Below are 14,188 nucleotides of genomic sequence, written 5' to 3'. Positions count from 1 at the left end.
TTATTCAACACAATAGGATCAATCTTGGCATTTCCGATATCATGCAGCAACCCTGCAAAAGCGACCTGCATCCAATCTTTCTGCGGAAGCCCCACCCATTGTGCCAGCTTATAGGAGGAAAGGGCGCAAAGCACAGCGCTGTGATACCGGTAATCATGGCGATTCGTCATGCGTGGAATAAATTTAAGAATGTGATACTCATGCTGGTGCTTCAATAAGTTTTCCATCTGATTACGAACTTCATACATTCGAAGCTCGCCTGTTATTGCGGATTGATAACAGTTTTTGACCAAGGTCATGGTCTTGTCATATTCCTCATGCAAGGCCAGATCTTTTCGGGCAGGCGCTTCTTCGTTCCCGTTGCCCTGTTGATTCCCCGTAAAGATCAGCGAAGGCTTTTGCCCTGCGGATTTTACGGTCGGTATTCTTGTGCTCTCCGCTTCAACGGACTCTACGGTAACATGGTCCACCATGAAGGCCTTCAACACTTCCAGGTCCCGGGGAAGCAATACCTTGCCTTTTTGAAGCAACAGTCCCCCCAGAGGCGTATGTACATCTTTAGCCAGCTTTACTCCGGCCACTACTTCATTTACGGCTTTGATCGTCATGATCAACCCTCTCCATCTAATAAGCTGCGTCATGGCAGCTAACTTCACCTTATAATATACATATTATAGTTCGTCTTCCGCAGCCTGTACAATACCAATTCCCTGAATTTGTAATCCGATAAAACAAAAAAAGAGCATGGATGCAAATCTGCATCCATGCCAAGCTTCTTCGTTATTCTTCGGTCGGCTCGGCCGGCTCGATTGGTTCTGCGCCGTCTTGGCCTACTTCTCCCTCTTCGTCGGCATCCGGCTCATCGCTCTTATCCGCACGGCAGACGGTACCTACGGCATCGTCCTCGCGGATGTTGATCAGCTTCACGCCTTGAGCATAGCGGCCCATGGTGGAGATGCCCTCCATGCTCGTACGAATGATGGTGCCGCTTGCCGTAATGATCATGAGGTCTTCTTCCGATTTCACGACCTTCAGTGCCACAACCGGTCCATTCTTCTCCGTAATATTGATGGTCTTGATCCCTTTACCGCCACGGGTCTGGCTGCGGTAGTCGCTTGCAGGCGTCCGCTTGCCGTAACCTTTGGTCGTTACAATGAGGATATCAAGCTCCTGGTCTACTACGTCCATGCCAATGACTTCATCATTGTCGTCCAGCGTGATCCCTTTCACCCCGGTCGCGCTTCTTCCCATCGAGCGAACATCGCTCTCCTTGAAGCGGATGGACATTCCTTGCGCCGTTCCCATAATGATTTCTTGCTGACCGTCCGTCAGCTTCACCTCGATTAGGGAATCGTCCTCGCGCAGATTAATCGCAATCAGACCGCCCTTGCGGATATTCACATAATCCTCAAGCGGGGTTTTCTTAACGACACCCTGGCGCGTTGCAAAGAACAGGTAATTATCGCTGTCAAAGTTCTCCACCGGAATCACGGCATTGATCGATTCGCCCTGTTCAATTTGAATCAGGTTGATGATCGGCGTTCCGCGGGCGGTACGGCTCAGCTCTGGAATTTCATAGGCTTTTAACCGGTACGCCTTCCCTTTGTCCGTAAAGAACATCAGGTAATGGTGGGAATTCGTGACGAAGAGATGCTCGACAAAGTCCTCGCTCTTCGTATCCATCCCCACAACGCCGCGTCCGCCCCGCTTCTGGCTGCGATAGGTGTTCGCAGGCAGACGCTTGATGTAACCAGTATGCGTAATGGTGATGATCACTTCTTCGCGCGGAATCAGATCCTCGTCCAGGATGCTGTCTTCCCCGACCGTAATTTCGGTGCGGCGTTCATCCGCGAAGCGTTCCTTAATCTCTTGCAGCTCATCATTGATGATCTGAAGCACAAGATGCTCATTAGCCAAGATTTCACGGAGTTCCGCGATTCTGGCAAGCAATTCCTGATATTCGTTCTCGATCTTCTCCCGTTCGAGTCCGGTCAAGCGCTGCAGGCGCATATCCAGAATGGCCTGTGCCTGCTCATGACTGAGACCGAAACGCTCCATCAAGCCCTCGCGGGCAGCCTCTGTGGTTTGGGAAGCGCGAATGAGGGCAATGACCTCATCGAGATGATCCAGTGCGACACGCAAACCTTCGAGAATATGAGCGCGGGCCTCCGCCTTCTTAAGTTCGAACTCCGTCCGGCGGCGGATAACGGTGACCTGATGCTCCAAATAGTGGAACAGCACGTCGCGCAGGTTCAAGATCTTCGGTTCGTTGTTCACGATGGCCAGCATATTAATGCCGAAATTCGACTGCATGGCCGTATGCTTGTACAGGTTATTCAAAACGACATTCGGGTTGACGTCCCGGCGCAGCTCAATAACAATCCGCATGCCGTTACGATCCGATTCATCGCGCAGATCCGTAATGCCGTCAATTCGTTTTTCGCGAACCAATTCCGCAATTTTCTCAACCAGACGGGCCTTGTTCACTTGATAAGGAATCTCATGAACGACAATGCGCGCCTTGTTATTATTCTCTTCGATCGTCGCCTTCGCCCGCATCGTAACGGAACCGCGGCCCGTACGATAAGCCTGGCGAATGCCTTCGCGTCCCAGAATATAACCCGCTGTCGGGAAATCCGGTCCTTGGATGTATTCCATCAGCTCCATCGGCGTGATGTCAGGGTTACGAATCATCGCCTGTACACCATCGATGACTTCACCAAGATTGTGAGGCGGAATATTGGTAGCCATCCCTACCGCGATCCCCGACACGCCGTTTACCAGCAAGTTAGGATAACGCGCAGGAAGAACCACCGGCTCCTGCTCCTCGCCGTCATAGTTCGGAGCAAAGTCTATTGTCTCTTTATTAATATCACGCAGCATTTCCATGGCAATCTTCGATAAACGAGCCTCGGTATACCGCATAGCCGCTGCCATATCGCCGTCGATGGAACCGAAGTTCCCGTGCCCATCAACAAGCATGTAACGCATGGAGAAGTCCTGCGCCATCCGGACCATGGATTCATAAACTGCGGAATCACCATGAGGATGGTACTTACCAATAACTTCGCCTACGATTCTTGCCGATTTCTTATGCGGTTTATCCGGAGCCATTCCAAGTTCGGACATCGCATACAGAATACGACGGTGTACTGGCTTCATTCCGTCCCGTACATCCGGCAAAGCCCGGCTGACAATGATGCTCATCGCGTAATCCATAAAGGACTCGCGCATCTCGGTACCAATGTCCCGATCTTTGATTTGGGAGAAATTTTCTTCCGCCATGCTGGACCTCCTTCATTTTCCTATCAACCATGCCTTGATCTATGTGAAAAAAGCAGAATAGTGATCAGAAACCTAGAAACGCACTAACCTTTATTATATTACTTTCACAAACATCGCACAATTAAACACGGGATGGATCAAGTGAAAGCATGATTTTTGCCCGGAAACCGGGATATACGCCCTGTCCTCCGTGCCCCTTTTCACATACAATGCATTGCAAAGGACTTTTCGAATCATCACATCTTTATATTATACCACTGTTTGTCATACTTGTCCTATGTTTTCCGGGCATCCCCTCTCTTGTCAGAGGCAGCCACACTCTTTTAAATCAACCGATCACACGAGTTTGTTTTACGAGACAGGCAAAATCCTGTCACTCCAATCATACAGCTAAGAAAGGATGAAGATGTTTGACTATCCAACGCGTTGCAAGCAAGTGGGCGAAAACGAAAATACTGTTGAAAAACAAAGGCCTCGCCTCTTATGTTCCGGCTACCCGCCTATATTCATTGGAGACGCTTGAAGACATGCTGAATACGCATGCGCTTGTGTATATCAAGCCTGACCGAGGGACCTACGGCATCGGCGTGATGTCGGTCGAACAGCTCCATTCCCAAACCGCGGATACTGATGAAACAACGGATGCTTCCTACATGCTTCGTTACGACCATAAAACCGAAGTATTTACCTCTCTGGAGAGTCTCCATAAAACATTAAGCGCCTTGTTTCAAGGCAAGGATTATCTGGTTCAGCAAGGCATCCACCTGCTCCGCCATAAGGACCGTCCCTTTGATCTTCGTGTACTTACCCAGAAGAGTCCTTCCGGTCAGTGGGTGAGCACAGGAATAATCGGCCGGGTCGCGGCCAAAAATAAAATCATTACCAACCATCACAGCGGCGGCGTGGTTCATCACTACAAACCGCTAATGCTCGAGCATATGACGGCTGAAGAAGCAGGGAATATCCGCAGAGAACTGAATACGCTTGGAGTGAACGTCGCTTCGCAGATGCAAAAAACGTATCCTAACCTGAAAGAAATCGGCCTGGATGTTGCGATTGATGATCGCTGGAACATTTGGATCCTGGAGGTTAATACCAAACCTGCCCTGTTCCCGTTTAAGAAATTCTTCAAGGATCCCAGCATCTACAAACAGGTAGAAAAATACGCCAATGCCTACGGACGCAACTTATCCAGCAAGAAGAAAACCAAAAAAACCGGTTAGCAAGTCTCTCTGAATCGGTTGGGTCCTGTTATGCAACGACTCGCGGCCTGTGCCCGTTATTAACGAAAAAAGGGGTATTCCCCTGAGGCCTTTACAGACCTTGGGGATACCCCTCTTTAGCTTGCAGTACTTTATACGTCCAAATTCCGGACCGACTTCGCATGCTCCTGAATGAAATCCCGGCGCGGCTCCACGTTATCGCCCATCAGGGTATCAAACAACGTATCGGCCAAGATCGCATCCTCGATCGTCACCTGGAGCATCGTACGGCTCTCGGGATCCATCGTCGTCTCCCACAGCTGGCCGGCGTTCATCTCGCCGAGACCTTTGTAACGCTGTACGTTGATTTTGACGTTCTCACCGAATTCCTTGATGATCTCGTCGCGTTCTCTCTCACTGCCGGCATACCGGATCACCTTGTTGCGCTCGATCTTGAAGAGCGGAGGTTGGGCGATGTAGATATAACCCGCTTCCACCAGCTTACGCATGTAACGGTAGAAGAACGTCAGCAGCAAGGTACGAATATGCGCACCGTCGACGTCGGCATCGGTCATGATAATGATTTTGTGGTAACGGGCTTTGGAGAGATCGAAATCCTCCGCAATCCCCGTGCCCAGAGCCGTAATGATGGCTCGGATCTCCGCATTGGACAGGATGCGGTCAAGCCGCGCCTTTTCCACGTTGAGGATTTTACCACGCAGCGGCAAAATCGCCTGGAAATGCCGATCGCGCCCCTGCTTGGCGGAACCGCCGGCAGAGTCACCTTCGACGATGTACAGCTCACTGATGGAAGCGTCCTTGGAGGAGCAGTCCGCCAGTTTACCCGGCAATGCGCTGACTTCAAGGGCGCTCTTCCGGCGCGTCATCTCGCGGGCTTTACGAGCCGCTTCGCGGGCACGCGATGCTTGGAGCGCCTTCTCCAGGATCCGGCGGGAAACCGCCGGGTTCTCCTGCAGGAACTCCTGCAGCTTCTCCGCGAACAAGGATTCCACGATCCCGCGCACTTCGCTGTTGCCGAGCTTGGTCTTCGTTTGTCCTTCGAATTGCGGCTCCGGCACTTTGACCGAAATGATCGCCGTCAATCCTTCGCGCACGTCGTCACCCGACAAGTTGTTGTTATTGTCTTTGATCAATCCCGTTTTGCGGGCATAGTCATTGATGATCCGAGTGAGCGCGCTCTTAAAGCCGGATTCATGCGTTCCGCCTTCGTGCGTGTTGATATTATTGGCAAAAGAATAAATATTCTCGGTATAGCTGTCGTTATACTGAAGCGACACTTCCACCTGAATGTTATCCCGGGAACCCTCCACATAGATCGGGTCTTCGTGCAGAGCTTCCTTCTTCTCATTCAGGAATTTGACGTATTCGATAATACCGCCCTCGTACTTGAAGTAGTCGGAGGCCCCGGTACGTTCGTCCGTCAGCGTAAGCGCGATGCCCTTGTTCAGGAACGCCAGCTCACGGATCCGCGTCAGGAGAGTTGTATAGTCATAGACCGTCGTTTCCGTAAAAATCTCCGGATCCGGCAGGAAGGTTACCGTAGTCCCGTGATCGTCGGAATCCCCGATGATTTTGATGTCATATTGGGGTACGCCGCGATGATATTCCTGCTGGTAGATGTGCCCGTCACGTTTGACCTGAACCACGACTTTCGAAGACAGAGCATTCACGACCGAAACGCCGACACCATGCAGACCGCCGGATACTTTATATCCGCCGCCGCCAAATTTACCTCCGGCATGAAGGACGGTCATAACTACTTCCAGCGTCGACTTCTTCAGCTTGGCGTTCTCGCCGACCGGAATGCCGCGACCGTTATCGATAACGGTTATGCTGTTATCCTCATGGACAATGATTTCGATATGGTCGCATATTCCCGCCATCGCTTCGTCAATACTATTGTCCACAACTTCCCATACCAAATGATGCAAACCCTTGGCACTGGTAGATCCGATATACATACCCGGCCGTTTACGAACGGCTTCCAATCCCTCCAGTACCTGAATCTGATTCTCATCATATGTCGGTTGATTCATAGACATGCCTTCACCTACTTCTACAGATTCTGTTATGCCTGAGCTACAAAATGATTCGCTCGTTTCTTAAGTGTTGCAGAGGAAATCGGAGAGTAATAGACGATCGATTTCGTCACCACGATGGATTTCGGATCCTCTTCCCCAATCAACTCCACGACTTTATGCTGCTGGGCATGCGTGACGAACTGCTTGGAGATTTTCGAGGATTTCTCTATCGAGATATCGAATATCCCAACCAGCTCTGACGAACGGATGATCTTCTCTCCGCCCAAATGAATATACATATGGAATCACTCCTTAAGAGCCCACCTGTCCGTCATGGACATGAAAAATGCTGGCACCCTTCAATTTGTCGGTATTCAAACTCTCAATGCCCGTCGCCGTGATGAATGTCTGCACTTTGCTCTGGAATGTCTCGATCAATTGTGTCTGCCGGTACGGATCCAATTCAGAAAGCACATCATCCAGAAGCAGCACCGGATATTCACCGATCTCTTCCTGTATCAGCTCGATTTCAGCCAGTTTCAAAGATAGCGCCGTCGTCCGCTGCTGACCTTGAGATCCATACGTTTGGACTTCTTTGCCATTAATATAAAAAGCCAGATCATCTCGATGAGGACCTGCCAATGTCATACCGCGCCGTATTTCTTGCTCTTTCATTTGTGATAATTTTATCATAAATGTCTCAAATAAGACAGCTTCATCTTCTTCCTCCGCGTCAGCAAAGGATGGAAGGTAGTGCAAAGAGAGGTCTTCCAGGCCGTTGGTGATCCCCTGATGGATGCTTTCCGCCCACTTTTGCAGCTTTTTTATAAATTGTTTCCTCTTCTTGACGATTTTAACACCATGTTCTGCCAATTGGCTGTTCCAAATTTCAAGCATCGCCTGCTCGGCGCTGCCCTTCCCCCACAATTGCTTCAGCAGATTGTTGCGCTGCACGAGCACCTTCTGGTACTGCTGCAGATGAAACAGGTAGCTGGGGGCCACCTGCCCGATTTCCATGTCAAGAAACCGGCGGCGGACCCCCGGCGTGCCTTTGACAATCTCCAGATCCTCGGGCGCAAACATCACGACATTGAGCGAGCCGATGAAATCGCTAAGCTTCCGCTGCTCAAGCCCGTTGATTTTTGCCTTCTTCCCCTGCTGAGACAAGCTCAGCTCCAGCCTCAAAGTGCCGTACTTGCGGTCAATCTCGGCAGATATATGGGCACTGGACTGCTCGAACCCGATCAATTCGCGATCCTTGGAGGTACGATGGCTCTTCGTTAAAGCAAGCACGAAGAGCGCCTCCATCAAATTCGTCTTTCCTTGGGCATTGCGTCCGATGATCAAATTGACATCACCAAATGCCTCAAGCTGCAGCTTCTCGTAATTTCGATAATGCTGCAAGCTGACATTTTTGACAAACAAGCTAATCCTCTCCCTCGTCTTCCGCGCTTAGCGCCAAAGCGGCTGCGGGAGGCTATCTATTGTGCTGCCACCTGAAACGTCCCGCAATCCTCTACCTTGACGATGTCGCCGGGAACCAGTTTGCGTCCGCGCCGCTCTTCCTTCTCGTCGTTGACCAGAACTGCCCCTTCCGCGAGCAGCGCCTTCGCCATCCCACCTGTGGATACGCAATCGGATAGCTTCAAGAACTGATCCAGCTTGATATATTCACTGTGGATAAATATTTGTTTCATGACTTCGTCCTTTCATCCCTATCAACATGGGGATAACTTTAATTGGCCGTACGGTACGGCAGAATAATATATTGGCTCTTGCTGTCATCGAGCGGCTTCAGGATGATCGGGCTCATGACGCCCATGAAAGCAATCATCAGCTGTTCGCTTTCAACCACTTTGAGCACGTCCAGCATGTATTTCGAGTTGAACGAGATGCGCAGCGGCTCCCCTTTGAAATCGATCAGGTCCAATTCCTCACGCACTTTACCAAGCTCGGAGGAGCTGGAAGAGATTTCGATGCCGCCATGCTCCATCGTTTGGAGAAGAACAATGTTCGTTTTCTCCTCTTTGGAGAGCAGGTAGGCACGGTCGATCGACTCGCTTAATTTTTTTGTGTCCAAAACCAGTTCTGTTTTATGCGAGGTTGGAATAATTCTAGAAGTATCGGGATAAATGCCGTCCAATATACGGGAATAGAACAGAACACGGTCAATTTTAAATAATACCTGATTATCCGCGACAACGATATCAACCAGCGTATTTTGGTCCGGAATGATTTTGCTCAGCTCATTCAGCGTTTTGCCCGCAATCACGACATTGTTGAACGAAATGCCGTCAGCTCCCTCAAGATGGGCGGAGCGAGTAGCCAGTCTGTGACGGTCCGTGGCCGTAAATTTCAGCTCATTGTCGTTCAGACTCCATAATACACCCGTCAAAATAGGCGTGGTTTCATGTGTGGAAATGGAGAATACCGTTTGTTTGATCATGTTTTTCAACAGATCCCCTGGCAAAGAAACGGTTTGGCTGCCCTCGATATTAGGCAATACCGGGAATTCCTCCGGATCCAAGCCGACCATCTGGATTTCCGTGGCCCCCGAAGAAATAAAGGTCTGGAAGTTTTCTTTGACCTCCATCTGAATTTCCTGGGAAGGCAGTTTCTTGATGATTTCAACGAAGAATTTGGCTGGCAGCACAACGCTGCCAGGCTGCTCTACCTGAACGATGGTATGCTTCTCATCCTCCGCAGGAATAAACGATTGAATGGAAATATCCGTATCGCTGGCTGTTAGCGTGACGCCCGAATACGTGACATCCAGTTTAATGCCGCTGAGGATCGGGATCGTGGTTCGGCTGGAGATCGCCTTCGATACGTGTTGAATGGATTCGTTTAATACATTTTTTAATATGCTGATTTTCATCAAGTTCACTCCTTACGGAAAAATGAGAGGGGGTTTTTCTCTTGGCGAAAGCCAAGGGGATTCCCCTCTTTATGGTTAATTTATTTATTAATTATTATTAGTAATAGTAATAGGGACACTGAATATGTGGATAAGCCTCGTAAAAGGCATAAAATTAAGCCTATCCACATGTGTATAGATTGTGCATAGGCTTTGAACTTGTTCAGGTTGGATTTTTGATTTTCTCCGTAATGTTATTGACCACTTTGAAAAGCTCCTGGTCCGTTTTCAGAGATTGGGTAATCTTCTCATGGGCATGAATGACAGTGGTATGATCCCGGCCTCCGAATGCCTCTCCGATCTTGGGAAGGGAATAGTCGGTTAATTCGCGGGACAAGTACATGGCAATTTGCCGCGGAAACGCGACGGCTTTGGTCCGTTTGCGGGCTTTGAAGTCTTCCAGTCTCAGGTTGTAATACTCGCCGACCTTTTGTTGGATATCCTGAATCGTAATCATTCTCGGCCGGCTGGACGGGATGATATCCTTCAGGGCTTCGGCTGCCAGATGCGTTGTAACGTCCTGATTGGTCAGGGAGGAATAAGCGACGACACGGATAAGGGCACCTTCAAGCTCACGAATGTTCGTATCGATCTGATTGGCGATATACATCATGGCTTCGTTCGGAATATCCAGATTCTCGGCCTTGGCCTTCTTGCGAAGGATGGCGATCCGCGTCTCCAGATCCGGCGGTTGAATGTCGGTGATCAATCCCCATTCGAAGCGGGAACGGAGCCGTTCTTCCAGCGTCGGGATCTCCTTGGGGGGACGGTCACTGGATATGATAATCTGCTTCCGCTCTTCATGCAGGGCGTTAAACGTATGGAAAAATTCCTCCTGCGTCGATTCTTTCCCGGCCAAGAACTGGATATCGTCAATGAGCAGAATATCAACGTTGCGGTACTTGTTGCGGAAGCTTTCTGCGCGGTTGTCCCGAATGGAGTTGATGAACTCGTTGGTGAATTTCTCGGAGGAAATGTACACGACTTTGCTGCTGGGATTGTGCTCCAAAATGTAGTGGCCGATGGCATGCATCAAGTGCGTTTTTCCAAGACCTACTCCACCATATAGGAATAACGGGTTATACGCCTTAGCCGGAGCTTCGGCAACGGCGAGCGAGGCAGCATGTGCGAACCGGTTACCCGAACCGATGACAAACGTGTCAAACGTGTACTTCGGATTCAGCATATGGGACTGAATTTCTTCACCGGATATTTCAAGCGGCGGCGAGGGCTGCTGCGGAGCAGGTTCGTGTGCCTTCGTCTCTTCGATCACGAAGCGAACGTCGACCTGCTTGCCCACCACCTCCAGCACGGTTGCACTAACCAGCTTGGTGTATCGGCTCTCCAGCCATTCCACAGCAAACGTTGTCGGCGCGGAAATGACGACGGAGTGATCGTTAATGGTCAATGCTTTGGTAGCTTTAAACCAAGTGTCAAAACTCGGTTTGCTCAGCTTGGTTTGTATGATCGATAATATTTCTTGCCATAATTCGGAAGTATGGCTTTCCAAAACTGTCACTCCTTTAAATCTTCCAAATGTGGCTAGAGCCATGTGTGGAATTGTCGAAAGAAAATGAATGATGTCTAATTATCCCCAGAACTAACTCCTGTGGAAACAAAAAAATATGGATAAATTGAAATTGTTCACAACTTTATCCACAGCCTGTTGATAATATTATAGCTTCATTCACATATTCACAACCAAAAGTAATATCATCATAGCAAAAGAAGGCCTTATTTTCAATGTATGTCGCTAATTTATCCACAAATTCAATACGTTGTGCATAATTATTATTCACACCACTATATATTGTTTATAATCTGTTCGGCATTCGACATCATTGGCCTCAAAGCGCGAAAAATTATTCACAGCTTGTCCGATTGGCAAGCAGAATTTTCTTCTCTCACCATCTGTTCATAACTTCTGGTTGAATGTTCTAGCAGCCGCACAATCGACCAAAGGTGAAAAATGGCTGTGGATAGTCATCCAAAGTCCTCAAACGGAATCTCCGAGTTTCCTTTCGAGGGCTTTTTTTGTGACTCAACTTAATAATGGCTCTCTAGTCGATCTCAAATGATAAATTCAGAACGCTTATGGCGTCGAATGGTCGGCGACCGTTCGGAATGGCTCGGACCGCACCCGCGCAGTGTGCGCAGAAGTCTAAAAGCATCTGTTTATTGGCTGTTCCATTGCAACCTTCTTTGCGAACGACCGTACTATAAGGAAAAATGGACGGGGGAACCATGGATGCGGACCGAAGGGAAGGGCATGAGCTGGAGAAAAATAGGGGTGCTGCTTGCACTGGCGGCCCTATTGGTTCTGATCGCGGTATGGGCTCAGAGCTATTATTCGAAGAAAGTGTTTCATATGGAAGACATAAAGTACGCGAAATATGCCGATTCGGGAAACGGGACCGTCGAGTACAGAGGATCATTTGGCCGCGGGGAGCCAATCTATGTCCATGCCGATGAAGAGGGGAAAAGGGTCGAGATTGCCGGCGAAATATATGAAATACGGGCATATGGTAACGGATCGGGACATTCGGCGTCCTATGAAGTGATCTATCCTGACGGGAAAGTCTACCGCGTGGAACCGTTTGGAGACCGGAGCTTTCTTGCATACGACGAGAAGGGGGAGATGGTGATACCCGGCATGAGGTTCATGGACGGCAGCGGCCAAGTTTATCGATCCGATCCGGATGAGCCCCGCTATTTCCCCACGGAGCTGGCCAAGGCTGCTGACGAACGGTTTCATGACCCGAATGGCAGCATAGGATTCTTTTTGTTGGCGCTCGGGTTAGGGATCATGAACTGGTGCTTCTTCAAATATGAGCCTTTCCAGCGGTTTATGTTTCATATTTCGCCATCAAATTGGCTGTATGATAATCCGGAGCCCAGCGATTTCTACTTCTTTATGTGCAAGGCAGGGGGGATTTTCGGTATGGGATTCTCGCTGTGGATATTTTTTACGCATGCATTATGACAAAAAAAGCCCGTTTTCGTCATGGATCGGATCCAGCGAAAACGGGCTTTTCTTTAAGATATACGAATGTTTAGAACTTCGAAGCATCGCCTACCTGACTATTACCGAAGAAAACAACATCGGATGCCTGCTGTTTTAGGAGAAGGTACGTCGAACGGTGTTTTTCTTACTATAGTAAGCTTACGCGTTCTCGAATCTGCGCTGGAATTCGGTAATCGCTTCATAATCTTCCTCCAGCTTCCGGGAAATGCGGATGAAAATCGGCAGCAGCGCTTTATAAATATCGGCGCTTTCTTTTACTGGCTGGTGTTCATGGGTGCCGCCGACCATCGTCTCGACGATATCGAGCGATTCCACTCTGCCTGTGGCGTACAGTCCAAGGACCACTGCGCCAAGGCAAGAGCTCTCGTAGCTTTCCGGCACGATCACCTGCTGGTCAAAAATATCCGCCATCATCTGACGCCAGATCGGTGAACGGGCGAAACCGCCTGTGGCATGAATTTTGGCCGGCCGGCCGATTTGTTCCTCCATCGCCAGCAGAACGGTATACATATTAAAGATCACGCCCTCCAGCACGGAGCGGATCATATGCTCTTTTTTATGATTGAGCGTTAAGCCAAAGAACGAGCCGCGGGCATTCGGATCCCATAACGGCGCGCGTTCTCCCGTCAGGTACGGGTGAAACAGGAGTCCGTTCGAGCCGGGCGGAATACGGTCCGCGATTTTGGTCAGCACATCATAGGGATTGATCCCCAGACGCTTGGCCGTTTCGATCTCGGAGGCGGCAAATTCATCGCGAACCCAGCGGAAAATCATGCCCCCGTTATTGACCGCGCCGCCGATGACCCAATGCTTCTCCGTCAATGCATAGCAGAAAATACGTCCTTTCGGATCGGTCATCGGCTTGTCGACGACCGTACGGATGGCGCCGCTCGTACCGATCGTGGCTGCAACGACGCCCGGCTGGATGGCGTTCACGCCCAGGTTCGACAGAACTCCGTCGGCAGCGCCGAGCACGAACGGCGTGGAGACGGAGAGCCCCATGGCTGCGGCATACTCGCTTTTTAAGCCCTCCATGATATGTGTAGTAGGGACGATGGTCGACAAATGGTCCTCGGTGATGCCGGCGAGCTCCAGCGCCTGCGGATCCCATTCCAACGCCTCGAGGTTCATCATCCCGGTGCTGGAAGCAATGGAATGGTCAACGACATATTGGCCGAACAGCTTGAAATAAACGTATTCTTTGATCGAAATGAATTTGGCTGCTTGCGAAAAGAGGGAGGGCAGCTCATGCCGCATCCACATCAGCTTGGTTACGGGTGACATGGGATGAATCGGAGTTCCGGTTCTAAGGTACAGCTCCATGCCGCCAAGTTCCTTTTTGAGCTTCGCCGACCAGGCTGCACTGCGGTTATCCGCCCAGGTAATGCAGCGGGTCAGCGGGGTGCCTTGGCTGTCCACGGCAATGACGCTGTGCATGGCTGCGCTAAAGGATACGAACAGCACTTGAGCCGGATCGATCCCGCTCTGCGTCATGACGCCTTGAACCGAGGCGATGACGGTTTGAAAGATTTGTTCCGGGTCTTGTTCGGCCGTAGAGGGAGTCGGTGTAAGCAGCGGATATTCGCCGCCGGCCTTGGCCACGACCTCACCGTTCTCCTTGAAAAGGACCGCTTTGGTGCTTGTTGTTCCGATATCGACGCCGATCATATAGTTATGTGTACTCAAGAGACCTACCTTCTTTCTACGTAAGGGCACC

General features: G+C 50.1%; 11 protein-coding genes (1 of these 11 only partly in view). 2 read left to right on the top strand and 9 right to left on the bottom strand.

Annotation, left to right across the window (positions count from 1 at the left end):
* Window positions 1-608, bottom strand: the 5' portion of a protein-coding gene (locus P0X86_RS32760; protein ID WP_009591541.1) for an HD-GYP domain-containing protein. It extends 505 nt beyond the left edge of the window; the window shows 608 of its 1,113 coding nt (coding positions 1-608); it begins with the start codon at window positions 606-608; its stop codon lies off the left edge, out of view.
* Window positions 609-780: 172 nt separating this feature from the next.
* Window positions 781-3,285, bottom strand: coding sequence for a DNA gyrase subunit A (gene gyrA / locus P0X86_RS32755; RefSeq protein ID WP_012818297.1), 2,505 nt, complete (start codon window positions 3,283-3,285; stop codon window positions 781-783).
* Window positions 3,286-3,695: 410 nt separating this feature from the next.
* Between gyrA and P0X86_RS32750 the strand changes: the two genes are divergently transcribed.
* Complete coding sequence (locus tag P0X86_RS32750) at window positions 3,696-4,508, top strand: YheC/YheD family protein (RefSeq protein ID WP_277747433.1); 813 nt, start codon at window positions 3,696-3,698, stop codon at window positions 4,506-4,508.
* A 131-nt stretch (window positions 4,509-4,639) separates the two neighbouring features.
* Here the strand turns inward: P0X86_RS32750 and gyrB are convergent, their stop codons facing one another.
* From gyrB to dnaA, 6 genes are all read right to left on the bottom strand, one after another.
* Complete coding sequence (gyrB, locus tag P0X86_RS32745) at window positions 4,640-6,550, bottom strand: DNA topoisomerase (ATP-hydrolyzing) subunit B (RefSeq protein ID WP_096777277.1); 1,911 nt, start codon at window positions 6,548-6,550, stop codon at window positions 4,640-4,642.
* Between the two features lie 26 nt (window positions 6,551-6,576).
* Window positions 6,577-6,828 carry an extracellular matrix regulator RemB gene (gene remB, locus P0X86_RS32740; protein ID WP_007129241.1) on the bottom strand — a complete coding sequence of 84 codons (252 nt, stop codon included), beginning with the start codon at window positions 6,826-6,828 and terminating at the stop codon, window positions 6,577-6,579.
* Between the two features lie 13 nt (window positions 6,829-6,841).
* Window positions 6,842-7,954 carry a DNA replication/repair protein RecF gene (gene recF, locus P0X86_RS32735; RefSeq protein WP_009591496.1) on the bottom strand — a complete coding sequence of 371 codons (1,113 nt, stop codon included), beginning with the start codon at window positions 7,952-7,954 and terminating at the stop codon, window positions 6,842-6,844.
* A 56-nt stretch (window positions 7,955-8,010) separates the two neighbouring features.
* Window positions 8,011-8,226 (bottom strand): S4 domain-containing protein YaaA, encoded by a 216-nt coding sequence (gene yaaA / locus P0X86_RS32730; protein ID WP_009591516.1) that lies wholly within the window; start codon window positions 8,224-8,226, stop codon window positions 8,011-8,013.
* Window positions 8,227-8,264: 38 nt separating this feature from the next.
* Window positions 8,265-9,407: a DNA polymerase III subunit beta gene (dnaN, locus tag P0X86_RS32725; protein ID WP_012818292.1), complete on the bottom strand. Its 1,143-nt coding sequence runs from the start codon at window positions 9,405-9,407 to the stop codon at window positions 8,265-8,267.
* Between the two features lie 202 nt (window positions 9,408-9,609).
* Entirely contained in the window at window positions 9,610-10,998 is a 1,389-nt protein-coding gene (gene dnaA, locus P0X86_RS32720) for a chromosomal replication initiator protein DnaA (RefSeq protein WP_175320759.1), read from the bottom strand.
* 696 nt (window positions 10,999-11,694) lie between these two features.
* Here dnaA and P0X86_RS32715 point away from each other — a divergent pair.
* On the top strand, window positions 11,695-12,429 hold the full coding sequence (locus P0X86_RS32715; protein WP_277747432.1) for a DUF6199 family natural product biosynthesis protein: 735 nt from the start codon (window positions 11,695-11,697) through the stop codon (window positions 12,427-12,429).
* Window positions 12,430-12,609: 180 nt separating this feature from the next.
* Here the strand turns inward: P0X86_RS32715 and gntK are convergent, their stop codons facing one another.
* On the bottom strand, window positions 12,610-14,139 hold the full coding sequence (gene gntK, locus P0X86_RS32710) for a gluconokinase (RefSeq protein ID WP_452519134.1): 1,530 nt from the start codon (window positions 14,137-14,139) through the stop codon (window positions 12,610-12,612).
* Window positions 14,140-14,188 lie beyond the last annotated feature (49 nt).

The organism is Paenibacillus sp. BR1-192, assembly GCF_029542445.1.
Taxonomy (GTDB): Bacteria; Bacillota; Bacilli; order Paenibacillales; family Paenibacillaceae; genus Paenibacillus_AQ; species Paenibacillus_AQ lautus_A.
Note: the sequence above shows the minus strand (reverse complement) of the source record. Positions and strands in the feature narration are given on the sequence as shown.